This window comes from Mycobacterium sp. HM-7, from assembly GCF_053852335.1.
On sequence record NZ_CM132657.1, the window covers coordinates 3,667,110 to 3,686,833 of the forward strand.

The following is a 19,724-nucleotide window of genomic DNA, read 5'->3' on the forward strand; positions in this document are numbered from 1 at the left end:
GAGTCGAGATCACCGCCGCACGCCGGCATCCATGTCCCAGGTGCGATCACATCGCCCCTCGGTCTCGGCGATGAGCCGCGCATTCGGTTCGTCGACCGCACGCACCCAGTGCTCGGCCGCGATCAAACTGCGCCCGCCGGCGATGTGCCGGGCAAGCAGCCGCTTACGCCGCGCATCGTCGGCGCCCCTGAGGTAATACAGCCGGTCGATCAGCTCACGCGCACCCGCAAAGCCAGCGGACGGCAGCGCAAGGTAATTACCCTCTGTGACCACCACCCGAGCCGCTGCCGGCACGACCAGGCCGGCCGCGACAGACTCTTCGAGTCTCCGATCGAACTGGGGCACATACACATCAGCGGCCCGATAGGCGTCCCGCACCCGGGCCAGCGATACCAGAAAGCCGGCCGCGTCGAAGGTATCCGGGGCGCCCTTGCGACCCTTTCGACCGAGCCGTGTCAGCTGCGCATTGGCGAGATGAAATCCGTCCATCGGCAGCAGGGCGGCGAAATCGCGCTCAACGGCGTTGAATTCACCAACAAGGCGCTCGGCCGCGGTCGACTTGCCGACACCCGGGGGCCCGGTCAGACCGACGACCACGCGGCCCGACCGCTCCTCGAGCAGTCCGGCGACATCGTCTGTCAGCGTGGCCATTCCGCGCACACTAGCCGCTCGGCGCGCCCAAGTCGACGACGCGTTGTGCCCGGCATCGACATTGTCACCGGCGCTGAGGCTCAGGCGCACATGCGGTCAGCAGATCCTTGCCGTCCTTACCGACGACGTCGGCGGGATCGAGCCAACCGAATCCCTGAAACCAGTACGTATCCGGCGCATGGTGGCCCGATTCGGCGACAGCCGGACCGAGGTCGGTGGTCGTGGTCCACGGATCGCCGTTGGTGCGGTAGACCCGCAACTGCACCGTTTTCGCTGCCCGCCAGTCGAATCCGCTGGGCAACGGCCGCACGACAGCAAAGCCGTGATACGGCCCGGTGGCAGACATGGAGTCGAACGACACCGCATTCCGCGAGTCGGCAGCCAGCACCAAGTCCGCCTGGCCGGGCTGGAACGTCAGGATCACGTCGTCCACGGGACCGCAGTACCGGCCGGGCCAGATTCGCAACGCCCCATCGGTGACGCGAACCCCGAAAACCCTTGGCAGATGCTGACCTTTGGCGGGATCACGCGAACAGAGCGCCAAGAACTTCTTGCCGTCCTGCGCGCCGATGGTCTGCGGATCAAGCCAGCCGGCGCCCGGGAACCAGTAGCTGTCCGCTGGATGCCGGGCGGACTCTCTGATCGCCTCGGCCAGCGCGCTGGTGGACCCGCCGAACACGGGTGCGCCCGTGGGAAAGAAGGACACGGTGTCTGCGGTGCGCCAATCGAACCCAGCTGGCAGCGGCGTGACCACGTCGAACCCCGGGTACGGCCCGCCGACGGTGAAGTACTCGACTTCGGCACCGGGATTTGCTGGGACATGTGCAGAGCCAACAACTTTGGGCAACGGGCTCGCCTCGAGCTTCAATTCCGCCTTGTCCCGGTGATCCGTGTTGAACGTGACGTCGATGGCCGTCGTGCCGCGACATGGCGATCCGGTCCAGATCCGCAGCGTGCCGTCGGTCACCCGGATACCGAACTCCTGTGGCAGCGACGGCTTCCCCAGTGGATCACAGCCCGACAATGCCATCAGTGTCACGAAAGCGACACCGAGGCAGAGAATTCGACGAATCACGGATAACCCCCGTCGGACGCACCGGCATTCGTCTCGAACGGATTGCGCCGCCCCGTGAGCTTTTCGGCGCCCAGGCTGATGGCGTACTGCTTGGCGAATTCGACCGGCCCGAGCGTGGCCCACTGTTCCGAATGCCGCTCCTCATGGTGCAGGATGCGATCGATGTCGAGGCCACCGGGCTTGGCGCCGTCTGGTTCGTCGTACCACATCCGACCCGACCCGATGATCTTGCGGAGTTGATCGCCCGCATCCGTCGGGTGATCAATGTTGATGAGGAAGACGTCTCCATAGGTGGACCCGCCTTGCTGGCTCAGTTGGTTCTGGACAAAGCCGCCACCCAGCCCCATCAGCATTCCGTTGGGCGTGGCGGCGAAGCGCCCACCACTGTTGGCGAGTCGCGGAACCTGTTCGTAACTCCAGGAGTTCGATGCCTGCCGGTCGACGATGCGCCGCACCTCGGTCGCCGTATACGGCGTCTCGGCGAAATCCGTTGTCGGGTTTCCCTTTTTGTAGCTGGTGCCCGCGTTCAGGATGTACGTCATCAACACCACCTGACGGGCGTCGTCGGCGCTGGTCCCGGCAGGCAGGAGGAAGTAGGTGTTGTCGTCGCTGGGATCACTGCTCGTGCGGTTGTTGTCGACGACACGCTCCATGCCCTCGAGGACGTCGAAACTCGCCGGCGTGATGTGCTGCTGCCGCGCGATGTCGACAATGACCTGGGGCGGCACACCCTTTTTCGCCGCATTCTGCAACCACTCGCGGTAGTACCCGGCACTCGTTCCGCTCAGTAGCCCCGCGTCGCGCAACGCGTTCTCGTACTTGTTGACGGGGTCGTATCCGGGCTCCCCGGGGTCGTCACCGATCCGCGCGTCTTTCGCTTCCGGCACGTCGAACGGGATACGTTCGGCCGCCGCGCGATCGCCGTGTTCGTACCGGAACGCAGCCGCTTCGAGCTTCCCCGCCAAGGCGGACATGCCCTGCCCGAGCGCCTGCGAACAGCGGAGGAACGCATCTCCCACCTCGCTGCACGCCTGCCCGCTGTTCAATCCCGCCACCGGCCTCGCGGCGGCGGAGAGCTGCGGACCACCGGCATCGTTGAACAGGCCGCTCGCCAGGTCCGCGAGCTCCGCCGCGGTTTCCCGCAGCGAGGCCACGACGACGGTCAACGGCGCGGTCATGCCAACTCCCAACCGACCTTACGAATCTGATAACCGGTGTCCCGGTCCGCCGCTTCGAATTTCGCCAGCAGCAGTTTGATCGCGTTCTCGACCTCGATCCGCTTGGCCGCGATCTGCAGTGCCTGGACGGGCGAAACCCTCGCGTACCAGCGCAGCCAGAATCCGGGCGTGACCCCGCCATCGTCGGCGACGTCCCACTGCGCCGCAACGGCATCGACTGCCTTTTTCAGGTGTGTCCGGAGCTCGGTCAACTGCGCACCGCCCGTCGCCAACGGCTCGGCCACCGCGTAGAGGTGGTCTCGATAGGCGGTCTGCTCGTCGAGTGATTCGCGGCCCTGCTTTTGTGCGGCGTCGGCGGCCGTGCCGGTCCAGTCGTCGGCAAGGTGGGCGAATTGTGTTCGCGCCCGGTCGATCTGAGCTCCGACACGCTGAGCTGCGGCCCTCGCACCGAGGGATGCGGTCAACAGAGATTCCGGATCGGAATTCACCACCTGCGACACCGTGTACGGCATGGACCGTCCCCCGTTCAGTCGGTCACCCCATTGTCCCCCACCGAACTCGGACCACCGGTCACCAAAATCGAACCCCTCGGCGCCGTTCAACCGACGTGTCACCGAGTGGGAACCAGCCTTCCACGGGCCGCGCGGGCGGACTAATACCGAGTAATGACCTCGCACACCGCTCCCCCGCCGAACACAATGCAAGCAATGGTGCTGACCGAGTTCGGCGGACCCGATGTGCTTCACGCCGCCGAGTTGCCCACCCCGGTTCCGGGAACCGGCGAGGTGCTGGTCGAGATCACGTGCACCAGCGTCAACCCGGCGGACTGGAAGACCCGCGAGGGCAAGCTCTCCGGGTACATCGACTACCACTTCCCGTTCGTGCTTGGCTTCGACCTGGCCGGCGTCGTCGCGGCCGTCGGGCCCGGAGTGACTCGCCGACAGGTGGGTGACCAGGTCTTCGGCATGTCCAACCAGCGCAACGGCGCGGACGGCACGTACGCCGAATACTGCCTGGCGTCGTCCGAGCTGCTCGCACCGCTGCCCGAGGGCTGGAGCCACGTCGACGCCGCCGGCTTGCCGGTGGCGGGCAGCACCGCCTACGGCGGCATGGTCGACGCCGGCGAGCTGCAGGCCGGCCAGACCGTGCTGATCAACGGCGGTGCCGGCGGCGTCGGCAGCATCGCGATCCAGATAGCCCGCGCGCTGGGCGCACGCGTCGCGGTGACATGCAGCCCGAAGAACTTCGACTATGTCACCGAACTCGGCGCCGACCTGGCCATCGACTACCGGGGCGGCGACGTCGTCTCTCAGCTGCGCGCCTGGGCCCCATCGGGCGTGAATCAGGTGCTCGACGCGGTCGGTCTGGACACCCTGCTGCCGCACGCCGAAGAGCTCGTGGCTCCCGGCGGCTGCTACGTCGAGATCGAGACGCTCATCTCGCGCGCCGACGAGGCGCGGGTCGCGCGCGCTGCGGAACACGGTGTGCGGATCGTCTCCAACATGATCGCCGTCCAGCGCCAGCCTCAGCACCTGGTGGAATTGGCCGCGCTCTGTGCCAGCGGCGCGATCCGGCCGCCGGCGACCGAGGTGCTGCCGCTGGCCAAAGTGGCTGACGCTCACCGCCTGGTAGAGGCCGGGCATGTCCGCGGCAAGGTCATCCTCGCCACGCAGACCGACTGAGACGCTGTGCCAAAACCCTTGGGACGGACAAGTATCCGGTCGCCGGGCTGGTAGCGTGAGGCCAACGTTCAGGCCGAGACACGGGAGGCGTTGTGGGGCACGGTGAATTGCTCCATCACCTGGTGTCCGACTCCGCCGCCCTCGTGCCGGATCGTCCGGCCATCATCGCCGAAGACGGCACCGTCACGACGTTCGCGCAATTCGACCGGTCGATCACGGCGGTCGCCGGCTGGATCGCGTCCCGGACAGCACCCGGCGACCGCGTCGCCGTGATCGCCGACAACGGCCCGGACTACGCGACGCTCTACTACGCGGCACCCCGCGCCGGATGCATCCTCGTCCTGATCAATCAGCGGCTCAGCGCCGACGAGCACGCCGCGCAACTCGCCACCGCGGCGCCCGCCCTGGTCCTGGGTGACGCCCGCTATCTGGCAGCACTGCACCGGCCCGACGCGATCTCGTTCGACGACGAACAGTGGACCGCGGCAACGCAATCGACCGGGTGGCCCGTGCCCGAGGAGCCGCGCGCAGACGACCCGGTCTGGCTACTCTTCACCAGCGGGTCCACGGGGACACCGAAAGGTGTTGTCCACACACATCGTTCGATCACGACGGCAGTCCGGGGCAGCATCGCCGGCAGGTCTGTCCGTCCGGGTGGCGTCTACCTGCTGCCGTTCCCCATGTGTCACATCGCCGGGTACAACATGCTGGTACACCATGCCGCACAGTCGACGGTGCTGCCGGTGGCGGCATTCCGGCCCGACGCCTTCACCGCCGCGGTGAACCGGTACCGGGTGACATCGTGCTCATTGGCCCCCACCATGCTGCACAGCCTGCTGGCCCATCTCGACCGGACCGGCAGCGACCTGCCGTCGTTGCGCGACATCGCCTACGGCTCGTCAGCCATCCCGGCCGACCTCCTCCGGCGCGCCCTCGACCGTCTCGACGTGGGATTCCACCAGGGCTACGGGATGACCGAAACCGGCGGCAACGTCACGTTTCTCGGCCCCGAGGACCACCGCGCGGGCGCTGCCGGTGACACTGCCGTGCTCGCCACGGCCGGCCGGCCCCACGCGGACGTTCAGATCCGGATCGCAGCCAACGGCGAAATCCTGGTGCGTGGAGACCAGGTCGCAGCCCGATACTGGCCAGATATGCCGACGACCGACGCCGGCTGGTTGCACACCGGCGACGTCGGATACCTCGACGACGACGGTCGGCTTGTGGTGTCGGACCGGCTGAAGGACATCATCATCACCGGTGGCGAGAACGTGTCCTCGCGGGAAGTCGAGGACGTCCTGTCGTCGCACCCCGACGTGGATCAGGTTGCGGTCGTGGGCGTTCCCGATCCGTACTGGGGCGAGGCGATCTGCGCCGTCGTCGTGCCCACCGCCGGCACTCGGCCTGATGCGGACGTCCTGACCGCGCACGTGCGCGAACGCATCGCGGCGTTCAAGCGCCCCCGGCACGTCGTGTTCGTCGACGCGCTACCCCTCACGACCAACGGTAAGATCGCCAAACAAACACTGCGCCAACAACTCCGGGAACAGTTCACCGAATAGACCGACCCGCCGGTTCAGGGCGTCGCCCCCGCCAAGCCTGCCCGCTCGACGCTCATCAGACTCTCGGTCTCGTGCTCTTTTCGGTACGCCGCACCACCACCATTGAGGCCGAACAGTCGCTTGCTCCACAACAACCACAGCACCGCGATGATGTTGACCAGCAGCATCGCCACCCGGAGCGTGGTGACCTTCTCCGTCAGCTCGTAGATTTCCAGCGGCAGGAAGATGCCGGTGGCCACCACCGCGAAGTACTCGCCCCAGCGCCACATCCCCCACAGCCCGACGGCTTCCACCAACTCGATCAACGCGTACACGGCGATGCCGATGCCGATCAACAGCAGGGTGTTGCCCGACATCGTGAATGCGTCGTTGATGTGCCGAATGATCTTGGAGCTGTCGATGTTCCAGCCGATCTGGTCTGCCAGCGGCCGTAGCAGAGGCAGGTCCTTCTCGAACATGTCCCGCAGGTGCACGCGCGCCGCACGCACTCTGAACACCCCGTAGGACATGGCAGCCAGCAGCAGGAATCGGAAGACGCGCTCGACGGCGAGCACCCGCATCAGCACCCGGTCACGCAGGAGCCGCCCGCGTGGCACCTCGGGTGCCGATTCCGCCGGCCCCTTGCCTCTTGGCGGCCCGACGACGAACGTCTCGCACCGCAGGCATCGCCAGGCCTCACCAACCGGCGTCTGCACATGCAGACGGGCAGCCAGCTCCGGTTCGTCCGGGGCGAATGTGGCATGGCCACGGAGGCCACAGGACCGGAGGGCGAAATCCACCATGCCCGTACCGTATCGACACCGACCGAGCGGAGCACGCGAATCGGTTCGCCACAGCGACGCCGGCCATACGAAGATGGACCTGTGCCGTCCTTACTGTGGTTCCGTCGCGACCTGCGGCTGCATGACCTTCCGGCCCTGGCTGCCGCCGTCGACCAGGACCGTGACGTTCTCGCATGCTTTGTGCTCGATCCGCGGCTCGAGGCGTCATCGAGTGCGCGCCGCCTGCAGGTCCTGGGCGACTGCCTGAGCCAGATGCGCGCAGAACTGGACGGCCGGCTGCTGATCACCCGTGGGCGTCCGGAAGAGCGAATTCCGCTGATCGCCAAAGAGATCGATGCCAGCGCCGTGCACATCTCGGCAGACTTCTCTCCGTTCGGCCGACGCCGTGACGGTCGGGTCCAGGAAGCCCTTGATGGCATCTCACTGGTTCCCACCGGCTCCCCGTACCTGGTATCGCCCGGGCGGGTCACCAAAGACGACGACAGCCCGTACCGGGTCTTCACGCCGTTCTTCCGGCGCTGGCGTGACCACGGCTGGCGGCAACCGGCCGGTACCGGTCCCCAATCGGCACAATGGATCGATCCGAGCAGCTTGACTGCCGCCGCGGCCAAGCCCGCCGACGACCCGGACACCGGGGCGCCGGCCTGCTTCGCCGCCGGCGAGAAGGCCGCTCTGCGCCAGTGGCGACGATTCGTCGATGCAGGCCTGGACGACTACGCCGAACACCGCGACCTGCCCGGCATCGACGGCACCAGCCAATTGTCGATGCACTTGAAGTTCGGCGCGATTCACCCCCGCACCATGGTCGCCGACCTCGACCTGCGCCACCGCAGTCACGTTGCGTACTTGCGTCAGCTGGCTTTTCGCGATTTTTATGCCGCCGTGCTGCACCACTGGCCGAACAGCGCCTGGCACAACTGGAACCGCGACTTCGACGTCATCGAGACCGATACCGACGACACGGCCGAGCGACACTTCGAAGCCTGGAAGGCCGGGCAGACCGGATTTCCGTTCGTCGACGCGGGCATGCGGCAATTGGCCCAGACCGGCTTCATGCCCAACCGGGTGCGGATGATCACGGCGTCCTTTCTCGTCAAAGATCTGCACCTGCCGTGGCAGTGGGGGGCCCGCTGGTTCTTGGAACAGTTGGTGGACGCCGACGTCGCCAACAATCAGCATGGCTGGCAGTGGTGCGCGGGCAGCGGCACCGATGCCGCGCCCTACTTCCGCGTGTTCAACCCGACAGCGCAGGGACAGAAATTCGACCCCACCGGTGCCTACATCCGCCGCTGGGTTCCCGAGTTGGCCGACGTGGCTGATCCCCACCTCAAGTCAGGATCGCCGCCGCCGAACTACCCGGCGCCGATCGTCGATCACGGCGAGGAGCGCGCCGAGGCCCTCCGGCGGTATCAAGCGATCGGTGCCCACCGCAACGCGGCGCCGAAACGGTAGCGATACCGCGGCCCGTGGCCGTAGTCGGCGAAGGTCTGGCACATCACGGGCCGATCGCCTTACGCTGGCCACTATCGCTCGATGCATGCGGAGGCCAGGTTGCAGAATCCGGAAGCTTTTCTCGACCAGTTCGCCGATGACGCAGCTGGGCGAGTGTTCGCCGAGCCGTACCACACGCCAGACGGATCGACTGTCATCCCCGTTGCCAAGGTGGGCCGCGCCGGTACCGGGACGACGGCAAAACCACTGGGTATCTTCGTGATTCGTGACGATGGGACGACCTGGGTGCCGGCGGTGGACGCCGACCGCATCGCGTTGGTCGGCGTCGTGACGGGCCTGGTCACCGCGGTGATCGGCTGCCTGGCGATCTTGCGGCGCCCGCCGTGGCCGGACCTGTCCAATCAGGGCCATCTGGCGCCGCATCGGCGCCGATTCAATTCATAGCTCCCCACATTGCGTGGTTTCGCGACGCCGCACCCGGGTATCTGGTGTTGCGGGGGTCGTGGAGTTGTTCTGCCGCGGGACAGCGCGGAAGAGCGATTCCTCTTTCATCACGAGCACACGCAAGGAGTTCAACCCATGACCTTGAAGAAGACCGCAGCGCGTGCAGTCGCGACCAGCATGCTCGGCCTGGCAGGACTCGGCGTCGGGGCCGGCCTCGCCCAGGCGGATCCGGTCGGTCCGATGCCGACACCGCCATTTCCGTCACCCAGCGTCCCCGGCCCCGGCGTGAATGCCGGCGTGCCCGGTAATCCGCTGCCGGCGGGCCACGGCTACCTGCCGCCTCCTGGACACGGCGGACCGATGCCGCAGGACCGCATCCCGTTCACGGCGACGCCGTCCTGGGTCCTGGTCCCGGTGGTGCCCCCGATGGGCACCCCACCGGCGCCGGCGCTCCCGGACTGGGCCGCCGGCATGCAGGTGGTCTGGAACCCTGCCCTCGGCGCTTGGGGCGTCTGGGACATGCAGGGCAGCTCGTTCATCCGGCTCTAGAAGCACGATGCGGCCGCCACTCCGTCGCGATGACGGGGTGGCGGCCGCCTCTGTAGTGCCGTTATCCACAAAGTCCCCGCAAACTCTACGGATACTCCCAGGTGCATCCCAGGCGGAAATGCTAACTCCGGCGTCAATTCTTTCTACCGTTACCGCGGACAGTCAACAGCGGACGCGCGGAGGGAACGACCATGGGGTGCTCACGGTACATCGGCCGGGTCGGAGCGTTGGCAGTGTTTCTCGGCGTCGGCGTCTCGATCACGACGGGGCAGACGATCGCCTACGCCGAACCGACATCGACATCGGCGGACACCGCACATGCCACGGAAGCGGGTCCCGGCAAGCCGGCGCCGAAACACACATTGGCTCCGGCGACAGCCACGTCGCCCGACGCCACGCCGGCATCGACATCGGACGACTCCGCGCCGTCCCCCGCCCCCAAAAACAAGCAGCAGCCCGGCAAGGGCAGCAACAACAAGAGCAGCGACGCATCCAACCGGCACCGTAACGCCAATCCCAAAGCTCACACCGAAAGCGTCACCAAGACCGCATCGATCTCGTCGCCCACGAGCGACGAATCCAGCAGCGCCACAAAGAAGATCAGTCAGCCGCAAGCCACCGCCGCGGTGGTCAGCCACGCCCCCGCACCGTCGATCGTCACAACAGCTGCCGTACCGGCGACCGCCTCGACAGCCCACACCGCGGCGGCGGCGCCAGTGGCGGCACTCGTCACCCCCACTGTGTCCGCCCCCACCGCGACCAACGTGATCGGCCAGATCGTCACCGCGGCAAAACAACTCATCAGCATCGCGCTGAAGCCACTGGTATCGGTCCTGCCGTCGAACGTGCCCGCGAACTCGCCGGCCCTGTGGACGGTGCTCGCGTGGGTACGCAGACAGATCGAGACGAATCTCCTGCCACCCCATGTGGTTTCCGCGTGGAACGTGACCAGCCCGAACCTGCTGACCAACCCCAGCGCCGAGTTCGGTGACCCATCACTGTCCGGCGGCAGTACCGTGTCCATTCCCGGCTGGACCGTCACCGGCACGCCGACTGTCATCAAGTACGACACCGTGCGCCAGATCCCGCTGGGCCTGCCGACACCTGGGCCGACACTCCCGGCCATCTTCAACTTCCCCAGTGACAGGCCCACCCCGGGCGACACCCAGTTCTTCGGCGGCGGCAATGTCGCGACCTCCACACTGACCCAGACCGTCGATCTCAGTGGTGCCGCATCGGGCATCGACGCCGGCACGACGCCGTTCAAGCTGAGCGGGTTCCTGGGCGGCGCCATGATCGACCCGTCGGCCGCGTCGGTCAAGGTCACGTTCCTCGATGCCACCGGGACGCAACTAGGGGTCGGGAAGGTCGCACCCGTCGGCCCCCTCGAGCGTTGGTTCCAGACCGGACTGCTCGAACGCAGCAGCGAAGGCACCATCCCTGTCGGCACCCGCACCGCGCAGGTGGTCGTCACGCTGAAGGACTCGAACCCTCTGACCGGTGGCTACAACAATGCCTTCGCCGATGATTTGTCCTTCACCGTCGGCGCGGCGCTGCCGGCACCACCGCCGCCCACCCCGCCGAAGTCCACGGTCGGCGCGCTCGACCACGTCTTCATGGTCTATCTGGAGAACAAGGGCTACAACGACATCGTCGGCAGCCCCAACGCGCCGTACCTCAATGGGCTGATCAACACGTACGGCGTCGCGACCGACTATTACGCGCTGACGCACCCCAGCGACCCCAACTACTACCCGATCCTCGGCGGCTCCGACTTCGGCCTGAGCTACAACTGCGCGACCAACTGCATCGATGCCACCAACCTCGCCGACAGAATCGAAGCCGCGGGCAAGACGTGGGCCGGGTACGCGCAGGGGATGTCCGCGGCCGGGCCTTACGTGTCGACAAGCGATTACGCGCCCGACCAGTTGCCGTTCCTGGCGTTCAAGGACATCTACAACGACCAGGCTCGCGCCGACGCGCATCTGCATCCGCTGACTCAGATGGCGACCGATCTCGCGTCGTCGGCCACCACACCGAACTTCGCGTGGTTCGCGGCCAACGAGGCCAACAACGGCGAAGGGCCACTCGACTTCCCCGGCGGCTACCTCAACTACATCGGCGCACTGCTCACCAACCACCAATACAACGTCAAGGCCGCCGACCAGTTCGCAGCGCAGACCATCCCGACCATCCTGAATTCGGCGGTGTGGAACGACCCGACACAGAAGTCGGCCATCGTCGTCACGTTCGACGAGGACACCGACAATCTGTCGCTGGGCTTCGGCAATGGCGGCAATCGCGTTGTCACCGTGGTGATCCCGTCACCCGGCGCGGTCAGCGCGGGAATGCGTGCGGGCAATTTCACCGATACCAGCTACGCCAATCACTACAGCCTGCTGCGCACCATCGAGGATTCGTTGAAGCTGGCGCCGCTGACCAACAACGACGCCTACGCCCCACCGCTCAACGACTTCTGGGGCACGCCACCGGTCATGCCGTAGCCCAGAACCGAAACGTCGGACCCGAGGAAACCTCGGGTCCGACGTCTACTTCCGGGCAGGAGCGGCAGGTCAGAACCAGTCGACCTGCGCCTCGACGGTGGTGCGGTCCAGGCTGGCCAGCAGGTCCAGCTGAGTCGTCACCTTCGGCAGCTCGTAACGGAAGAAGTACTGCGCGGCAGCACGTTTCCCGTCGTAGAAGTTGCCGGTGTTGCCGCCGGCGGCATTGAGCTGTTCCAGCCAGATCCAGGCCATCACGATGTGGCCGGCGGCCTCCAGGTAAGCGGTCGAGTTCGCCAGGGTGGTCTCGGCGTCGCCGGCTGCCCACAGTGTCGCGGTGACCTCGGCCAGACGCTCGGTCTGCGCCTGCAGTTCGCGGGCGTAGCCGGCAGTGGCCTCCGACTGCAGTGCGGTCTGAACGGTTTCGCCGATCCGCTGCTGCAGCAGCTTCAGGCCGGCGCCGTCCTGCATGACCACCTTGCGGCCGAGCAGGTCGATGCCGTGGATGCCGTGCGTGCCTTCGTGAATGGCGTTCAGACGGTTGTCGCGGTACTGCTGCTCGACGTCGTATTCGGTCGTGTAGCCGTAGCCGCCGTGAATCTGGATGCCGAGGTTGTTGGCTTCCAGGCACCACTGCGACGGCCAGCTCTTGGCGATCGGGGTGAGGACCTCGAGCATCAGCTCGGCCTCGTCGCGCTCGGCGCCGGTGAGGATCTTGATCTGGTCGACCAGCCGTGCACAGTACAGGCCGAGCGCCAACGCGCCTTCCACGTAAGACTTCTGGGCCAGCAGCATGCGCTTGACGTCGGCGTGCTCGATGATCGGAACCTGCGCGCGCGACGGGTCCTTGTCGCCCACCGGACGGCCCTGGGTGCGCACCTTGGCGTACTCCAGCGACGTGAGGTAACCGGCGTAGCCGATGGCGGTGGCCATGGAGCCGACGGCGACACGGGCCTCGTTCATCATGTGGAACATGTAGGCCAGACCGCGGTGCTCCTCGCCCACGAGGTAGCCGACCGCACCGGCCTCAGCGGCGGGCTGGTGGCTGCCGTCACCGAAGTTCAGCAGGGCGTTGGTGGTGCCGTGGTTGCCCATCTTGTGGTTGAGGCTGACGAGCGCGACATCGTTGCGGGTGCCGTCGGTCAGGAACTTCGGCACGACGAACAGCGAGATGCCCTTCACCCCGGGGCCGCCGCCGGGCACCTTGGCCAAGACCAGGTGGACGATGTTCTCGGACAGTTCGTGGTCGCCACCGGTGATCCACATCTTGGTGCCGGTCACCCGGTAGGTGCCGTCGGCGGCCTTGACGGCCTTGGTGCTGATGTCGGCGAGCGAGGAGCCGGCATCCGGCTCCGAGAGGCACATGGTGCCGAAGTAGCGACCCTCGAGCATCGGGCGCACCCAGGTGTCGATCTGCTCTTCGGTGCCGTACTCGGTCAGCAGGTTGGCATTGCCGACGGTGAGGAACGCGTACGAGAAGGTGGCCGGGTTCGCGGCGCGGAAGAACGCGGCCGAGGACTGCGCAACCACGTTGGGCAGCTGCATGCCGCCGACGCGCTCGTCGAACGAGCTGGCCATCAGGCCCGCCCCGTTGAAGTCGTCCAGGGCCTGCTTGATCTCGTCGATCAGCACCACGCGGCCGTTCTCGTCGACGAACGGCGGGTTGTGGTCGGCCTTCTTGTTGTGCGGCGCGAAGCGCTTGGTCGCGATATCGGCGCTCAGATCGAGGACGGCGTCGAAGGTATCCCGCGAATGCTCGGCGAAGTGCTCATGCTTGGTGAGCTCGACGACATCGAGCCACTCGTACAGCAAGAAGTCCAGGTCGCGCCGAGACATGAATTCAGTCACTGAGTTCTACCTTCCAATGCAGCCAGACATTAGCAGTCGCTCATTTCCTAAGCGATTGCTAATATCGCCTATCGGCCAGGCCCATGTCAACTGTGTGTACGATCACGTGCACATGAAGACCGACCGGACGACCGATTCGGCCGCAGCCGAACGCATCCGGCGCGCGGCCATCGAGGCGTTCGCCGAGTCCGGTTACGGCGGCACCTCCACCCGCCAGATCGCCAAACGACTCAACATGAGCGCGACGGCCATGTACCCGCACTACCGGTCGAAAGAAGAGCTCCTCTACGCCATCGCACTGGAGGGCCACGGCAGCTTGCTGGCGACGCTGCGCGCCACCGACGACGCCACCGCGCCGAGTGCCGAGCGCTTCCACACGGTCGTCGCGGCATTCGCCACCTGGCACGCCGAGAACAGCAAACAGGCCAGGGTCGTGCAGTACGAACTGCACGGCCTCACGCCGGCCCACTACCGCACCATCGCCCCGCTGCGGCACCAAGTCACGGCCGTGCTCGCCAACATCATCGAAAGCGGTATGGCGACAGGCGAATTCCACGTCGACAACCTTGACGATGTCGTCATGGCGATCTCGTCGCTGTGTGTCGACGTCTGCCGGTGGTTCCCCTCGCGCATCCACCGCGATCCCCACAAATTGGGCGAAATCTACGCCCAGGTCGCGGCCCGCCTGGTGCGCTGACGACCGCCCCTCCCCGCCTGCCGAATGACCCTAGGGCACCCGGTTTTTCGGCCTCTACCTGCCGTAACCGGTCGGTGACCCGCTGCCGTCGTGATGTACTTGCTGCCGACGACAGGAGGCCCGATGGTCAACCCTCCGCTGGAGGACCGCAATGAGGTCGTGACGGCGGCCGACGATGGCCCGACCGGCCCGTCCACCACAGCCGCCGCGCCGGCGCCCGAGGTCCGGTTGCGGCGCGTGCGCGGCAGATTCAGCATCCAGTCGAAGCTCATCGCGATGCTGCTCGGGGCCAGCATCGTGTCGGCTGCCGTGGTGGGATTCATCGGCTACCAAACCGGGCAGGCTTCGTTGCGCAACGCGGCCTTCGATCGGCTCACGCAGGTACGCGAGACCCAGTCCCGGCAATTCGTTGTTCAGGTCTCCACGCTGAAGAAGGCTCTTCTCGTCTATACCAGCGGACCGGCGATGGGTGAAGCAGTGCAGGCGTTCGGCGCCGGCTTCAACGAATTGGCCAATGCCCCAATCGATCCCGCTCAACAGCAGAGCATCGTCAGCTACTACAACAACGAACTCATCAACCCGATCGAGCGGGCGACGGGCGCCAAACTCAATCTCGATGTGCTGTTGCCGTCGTCCAACGCGGCTCGGTATCTGCAGGCTCGCTACACCGTTCCCGCCGCGCGGCCCGACGGGCCGGTTCCCGGCCCTGACCCCAGCGCGTGGGCGGCCGCCGCCAACCGCTACGACCAGTTCTTCGAGAAGATCGTGAGCCTGTTCGGCTACGGCGACGCGCTGCTGATCGACCCGGCAGGCAACGTCGTCTACTCGGCGAAAAAGCGTGCCGACCTGGGCACCAACGTCTTGTCCGGGCCGTACGAGCAGGGCAATCTGCACGAGGCCTACGCGAAAGCCATGGGCGCCGATCGGGTCGACTACGTCTCGGTCACCGACTTTCAGACCTATCACCCAGCCGGCGACCATCCCGTCGCGTGGATGGGCGCGCCCGTGGTGGCAGGCGGCCGCACGGTCGGCGTGCTGGCACTGCAGCTGCCGATCACCGGCATCAACGCACTGATGACCTTCAACGGGAAGTGGCAGGAGAACGGCCTCGGCGCCACCGGCGAAACCTACCTCGCCGGTGCCGACGACCTGATGCGGTCGAATTCGCGCCTGTTCGTCGAGAACAAACAGAAATACCAGCGCGATGTCACCGCGGCCGGAACGCCGGCCGAATTGGCCGAGCGGGCGGTGCGCCTCGGCGGCACGACCCTGGTGCAGCCCGTCGGCGGGGACGCCACCCGAGCGGCGCAACGCGGCCAGACCGGCGCGCGGATCACCACCGATTACCTCGGCCAGGAAACCCTGCAGTCGTACGCGCCGGTGACCGTGGGTCCCGACGTGACATGGACGATCGTCGCCAAGATCGACACCGCCGAAGCGTTTGCGCCCGAACGGGTCTTCACCAGAACCATGGGTGTCGCGGTGGCGGCCATCGTCATCCTGGACTGCCTGGCGGCCATGGCCCTGGCGCAGTTGTTCGTACGACCCATCCGCCGACTCGAGGCCGGCGCACAGAAGGTCAGCCGGGGCGAGTACGACGACGTGATCCCGGCGCGCACCCGGGACGAATTCGGTGATCTCACAAAGACTTTCAACGACATGAGCCGGCTACTGGGCATCAAGGACGATCTACTGCGCCGCGAACGCCAGGAGAATGCGCAGTTGCTGCGGTCACTGATGCCCGAGGCGGTCGCCGAACGGTATCGCCAGGGCGAGGAGACCATCAGCGAGAGCCATCAGGACGTCGCCGTGGTGTTCGCCGATATCGACGGTCTGGACACCCTCGCCGGCGAGCTGCCGTCCGACGAATTCCTCAGTGTGGTCAACGAATTGGTCCGCCAGTTCGACGACGCCGCGGCACGCAACGGCGTGGAGCCCATGCGCATCCTGCGCAACGGCTACACCGCCAGTTGCGGCCTGAATGTGCCCCGACTGGACAACGTCGAGCGGACCGTGGCGTTCGCCATCGAGATGCAACGCATCGTGGCCCGCCTCAACGCCGAGGACGATCTGCAGCTCGGCTTCCGGGCCGGTATCGACACCGGCCAGGTCACCAGCGGCCTGGTCGGCAGCACCACGATGATCTACGACATGTGGGGCAGCGCGGTCGACCTCGCCTACCAGATCCAGGCCGGTGGCGGCGAACCCGGCATCTACATCACGTCGCGGGTGCGCGACGCCGTCCATGACACTCATCGGTTCACCCAGGCGGGGCAGTTCACCGTCGGTGACGCGGAGGAGCCGGTCTGGCGGCTGGTGGGACGGCGGTGACCATGTACACGTCGGGGCCATCGTGGTTCTTGTGGGTCGCCGTCATCGCCATCGGCCTGCCGGCCAGCCTGATCGTGCTCACCGAATGGCGCCGGTCCCTGTTGCGCCGGAACAGTCCGCTGGCGGCGCCCGTCGGACTCTTGCGCACCTACGTGCTGCCCGTCGTGGCAGTGCTGTTCCTGTTGCTGAAGGTGGCCGTCGTCCCCGCGCGCGACATGCCCATCCGGATCGTGGCCACCGTGTTGGTGTTCCTGACACTGCTGCTGGTGTTGTCCGGCCTGAGCAACACCATGTTCGCGAACGCCCCAGAGACGTCGTGGCGGAGCCGGATGCCGCGGATCTTCGTCGACGTGGCCCGCATGGTGCTGATCATCCTGGGGCTGGCGGTGATCTCCCGCTACATCTGGGGCGCCAACGTCAAGGGCGTGTTCACCGCGGTCGGCGTGAGCTCGGTGGTCATCGGTCTCATGCTCCAGCACTCCGTCGGCCAGATCGTGTCCGGTTTGTTCATGCTGTTCGAGCAGCCGTTTCGCATGGGCGACTGGCTGGACACCTCGGCGGCCCGCGGCCGCGTCGTCGAGGTGAACTGGCGGGCAGTCCATATCGAATCCAGCACCGGTGTGCAGATCACCCCCAACTCGGTGCTGGCCGGCACGTCCTTCACCAATCTGAGCCGGCTGGCCACCTCGCACACCACCGTCACCACCACGTTCGCCGCGACGGATTCACCCGACCAGGTTTGTGCGACCCTCACCCGGATCGCCACCAACCTGCCGCACCGCGGCGACGACGTCGAGCCGTCGACGGTGCCCATCGGCGATCACAAGTACCGCACCACCATCGGCCTGAAGTCCCCCGGTGACGACGACGCCGTGCAGGCGACGTTCCTGCGCTGGGCCTGGTACGCCGCCCGGCGCGACAAACTCCATCTCGACGGCGTCGCCGACGACTACTCCACACCGAAACGTCTCGAGGAGGCGCTCGACGAAGTCGCCGCACCGGCATTGCGGCTGAGCCAGAGCGACCAGCAGGCCCTGGTGCCCTACGCACGCCTGATCCGTTACGGCACAGGCGAACTCATTCATGCGCCCGGTGAGGTTCCGAAGACCGTCACGGTGCTGGTCGCCGGGCGGGTCCGGCTGACGGTGCCCGCGCCCGACGGGTCCGTCACCGCGGTTCGCAGCCTCGACAAGGGGGCGCTCCTCGGCGTTGCCGCGTTCACCCACCAGGCCAACCTGGCGTACGCACACGCCCTCGACGAAGTCGTGCTGCTGCAGATCGAACACGACGAGATTCAGCGGCTGCTGTCCGACCGCCCGCTGCTGTCCCGGGAATTCGGCCGCCTCATCGACGAACGTCGTACCGAGGTGCAGTCCGCGCGCACCGCGGCGAAGAAGGCGATCCGGGCTGCTGCCGGTCAAGACATCGTGCCCGCAGTCGTGGCCCCTGGCAGTCAGAGAGCGGCACCCCGTTAGCTTGCGGCCACGCCCAACTCCCCGGCCAGCTCGCGCCGCAGTACCTTGCCCGTCGGCGAGGTCGGCAATTCGTCGCGGAACACCACGCGGTCGGGCGTCCGGGAACCGCGCAGTGCCGCCCGCACGTACTCGCGTAGGGCCTCCGGGTCAGGTGAGGTATCTGCTTCCGGGACGACGACCGCGACGATGATCTGGCCCCACTCGGGGTCCGGCACACCGACCACCGCGACGTCGCACACCTCGGGATGTTCGACGAGGACGTCCTCCAGTTCCGCGGGCGCGATGTTCTCTCCCCCGCGGATGATGGTGTCGTCGGACCGGCCGTTGATGAACAGGAAACCCTCGGCATCCAGCCAGGCGAGGTCGCGCGTCGGGAACCAGCCGTTCTCATCGAGCACCGACCCGATGTCGGTGTACTTGCCCGATACCTGCTCGCCGCGGATGTAGAGCTCACCAATCTCGCCGCGGCCCAACGGCTTACCGTCTTCCGCCCGGATCTCCACCTCGATACCCGGCACCGGCCTGCCCACCGAGCCCAGGCGCCGCTTCACGTCGGGGTCCGGTGATTCGTGCGCGTCGCGGTGATCCTCGGGGGTCAGGACGGCGATGGTCGAACTCGTCTCCGTCAGCCCATAGGCGTTGACGAAGCCGACCTCGGGCAGCAGCTCGAGGGCTCGGCGGACCAGTGGCAACGGCACTTTCGATCCGCCGTACGCCAGATTGCGCAGGCTGCCCGGCGCGGCGGCGCCGCGCACGAGTTCGGCGACGATGCGGTCCAGCATGGTTGGCACCACCGTTCCCGACGTGACCTCTTCGGCTGCCGCCAGCCGCAGCCACTCGGCTGCGTCGAACTTGGGCAGGTACACCATCTTCCGGCCGGCGTACAGGTTCGACAGGGCCGCGCTCACACCCGCGATGTGATACGGCGGCACACAGATCAACGTGGCGTCCTGCGCACCGGCCGAGTCGAATTCGACGGTACCGGTCACGTAACTGGTCAGGTTGTGATGAGAGAGCTCGACGGCCTTCGGCTTGTTCGTCGTGCCCGAGGTGAACAGCACGATGGCGACGTCGTCGGGGTCGGCGAATTCGGCGGCCGCCTCGGCGGCCGCCGCCGCGGCCACGAAAGCCTTCGATTCCATTGCGCGGCCGCATGTCTCGGCGACGTCGGCGTATTCCTCGTCGTAGACCACCAAAGGATCCGGTAACCGCGCGATGAGCTCGCGCAGTCCGCCGGCACTGAGCCGGTAGTTCAGTGGCGTCAGCGGACGATTCGCCCGCCCCGAGGCGAAAATGAGCAGGGGCAGCATGGCGCCGCCAGTCCCGATGTAGGCGACGCTGCCGGCTCCGGATGCCGCGACGACGCCGCCGCCGCCATCGGCGAGGCGGTTCAATTCAGCTGTCGTCCAGCGGGTTTCGCCGGAGACGACGGCGGCACGGTCCGGGTTGGCCGATGCCGCCATATCGAGCAGAATCGCAAGGCTCAACGAGGACTCC

16 protein-coding genes are annotated in these 19,724 nt (G+C 66.7%); 9 read left to right on the forward strand and 7 right to left on the reverse strand.

All coding sequences use genetic code 11. The features are described from left to right. Window positions 1-9 precede the first annotated feature (9 nt). From ACWW1C_RS17655 to ACWW1C_RS17670, 4 genes are all read right to left on the reverse strand, one after another. Complete coding sequence (locus ACWW1C_RS17655) at window positions 10-651, reverse strand: nucleoside/nucleotide kinase family protein (RefSeq protein ID WP_455979587.1); 642 nt, start codon at window positions 649-651, stop codon at window positions 10-12. 64 nt (window positions 652-715) lie between these two features. After that, the gene (locus ACWW1C_RS17660; RefSeq protein ID WP_455979588.1) at window positions 716-1,690 is read right to left on the reverse strand and encodes a hypothetical protein; all 975 of its coding nucleotides are present in this window, start codon (window positions 1,688-1,690) and stop codon (window positions 716-718) included. A gap of 32 nt (window positions 1,691-1,722) precedes the next feature. Then, window positions 1,723-2,904, reverse strand: a complete 1,182-nt coding sequence (locus ACWW1C_RS17665) for a type VII secretion target (RefSeq protein ID WP_455979589.1) — start codon at window positions 2,902-2,904, stop codon at window positions 1,723-1,725. Continuing rightward, complete coding sequence (locus tag ACWW1C_RS17670; RefSeq protein ID WP_455979590.1) at window positions 2,901-3,518, reverse strand: WXG100 family type VII secretion target; 618 nt, start codon at window positions 3,516-3,518, stop codon at window positions 2,901-2,903. Before ACWW1C_RS17670 ends, ACWW1C_RS17665 begins: the two co-directional genes overlap by 4 nt. Window positions 3,519-3,611: 93 nt before the next feature. Here ACWW1C_RS17670 and ACWW1C_RS17675 point away from each other — a divergent pair, with 93 nt between their 5' ends. Continuing rightward, complete coding sequence (locus ACWW1C_RS17675; protein WP_455979591.1) at window positions 3,612-4,586, forward strand: NADP-dependent oxidoreductase; 975 nt, start codon at window positions 3,612-3,614, stop codon at window positions 4,584-4,586. 92 nt (window positions 4,587-4,678) lie between these two features. Next, window positions 4,679-6,148, forward strand: a complete 1,470-nt coding sequence (locus ACWW1C_RS17680) for an AMP-binding protein (RefSeq protein WP_455979592.1) — start codon at window positions 4,679-4,681, stop codon at window positions 6,146-6,148. A gap of 14 nt (window positions 6,149-6,162) precedes the next feature. Here ACWW1C_RS17680 and ACWW1C_RS17685 read toward each other — a convergent pair whose 3' ends face one another. Next, window positions 6,163-6,930, reverse strand: coding sequence for a DUF2127 domain-containing protein (locus tag ACWW1C_RS17685; protein ID WP_455979593.1), 768 nt, complete (start codon window positions 6,928-6,930; stop codon window positions 6,163-6,165). Between the two features lie 81 nt (window positions 6,931-7,011). Between ACWW1C_RS17685 and ACWW1C_RS17690 the strand changes: the two genes are divergently transcribed. From ACWW1C_RS17690 to ACWW1C_RS17705, 4 genes are all read left to right on the forward strand, one after another. Further along, entirely contained in the window at window positions 7,012-8,382 is a 1,371-nt protein-coding gene (locus tag ACWW1C_RS17690) for a cryptochrome/photolyase family protein (protein ID WP_455979594.1), read from the forward strand. 81 nt (window positions 8,383-8,463) lie between these two features. Continuing rightward, window positions 8,464-8,826: a GerW family sporulation protein gene (locus tag ACWW1C_RS17695; RefSeq protein WP_455979595.1), complete on the forward strand. Its 363-nt coding sequence runs from the start codon at window positions 8,464-8,466 to the stop codon at window positions 8,824-8,826. A gap of 135 nt (window positions 8,827-8,961) precedes the next feature. Further along, window positions 8,962-9,375 carry a hypothetical protein gene (locus tag ACWW1C_RS17700; protein ID WP_455979596.1) on the forward strand — a complete coding sequence of 138 codons (414 nt, stop codon included), beginning with the start codon at window positions 8,962-8,964 and terminating at the stop codon, window positions 9,373-9,375. Between the two features lie 191 nt (window positions 9,376-9,566). Beyond that, window positions 9,567-11,879 carry an alkaline phosphatase family protein gene (locus ACWW1C_RS17705; protein WP_455979597.1) on the forward strand — a complete coding sequence of 771 codons (2,313 nt, stop codon included), beginning with the start codon at window positions 9,567-9,569 and terminating at the stop codon, window positions 11,877-11,879. Between the two features lie 69 nt (window positions 11,880-11,948). On the opposite strand, the gene ACWW1C_RS17710 is transcribed toward ACWW1C_RS17705, so the two are convergent. Continuing rightward, window positions 11,949-13,712 (reverse strand): acyl-CoA dehydrogenase, encoded by a 1,764-nt coding sequence (locus ACWW1C_RS17710; protein WP_455984338.1) that lies wholly within the window; start codon window positions 13,710-13,712, stop codon window positions 11,949-11,951. Between the two features lie 124 nt (window positions 13,713-13,836). On the opposite strand from ACWW1C_RS17710, the gene ACWW1C_RS17715 reads away from it, so the two are divergent. The 3 genes from ACWW1C_RS17715 (at window position 13,837) to ACWW1C_RS17725 (ending at window position 18,227) form a co-directional block, all read left to right on the forward strand. Continuing rightward, the gene (locus tag ACWW1C_RS17715) at window positions 13,837-14,421 is read left to right on the forward strand and encodes a TetR/AcrR family transcriptional regulator (RefSeq protein WP_455979598.1); all 585 of its coding nucleotides are present in this window, start codon (window positions 13,837-13,839) and stop codon (window positions 14,419-14,421) included. Between the two features lie 123 nt (window positions 14,422-14,544). After that, entirely contained in the window at window positions 14,545-16,752 is a 2,208-nt protein-coding gene (locus tag ACWW1C_RS17720; RefSeq protein ID WP_455979599.1) for an adenylate/guanylate cyclase domain-containing protein, read from the forward strand. A 2-nt stretch (window positions 16,753-16,754) separates the two neighbouring features. Next, entirely contained in the window at window positions 16,755-18,227 is a 1,473-nt protein-coding gene (locus tag ACWW1C_RS17725) for a mechanosensitive ion channel domain-containing protein (protein WP_455984339.1), read from the forward strand. On the opposite strand, the gene ACWW1C_RS17730 is transcribed toward ACWW1C_RS17725, so the two are convergent. After that, window positions 18,224-19,714, reverse strand: a complete 1,491-nt coding sequence (locus ACWW1C_RS17730; RefSeq protein ID WP_455979600.1) for a class I adenylate-forming enzyme family protein — start codon at window positions 19,712-19,714, stop codon at window positions 18,224-18,226. The genes ACWW1C_RS17725 and ACWW1C_RS17730 overlap by 4 nt on opposite strands. Window positions 19,715-19,724 lie beyond the last annotated feature (10 nt).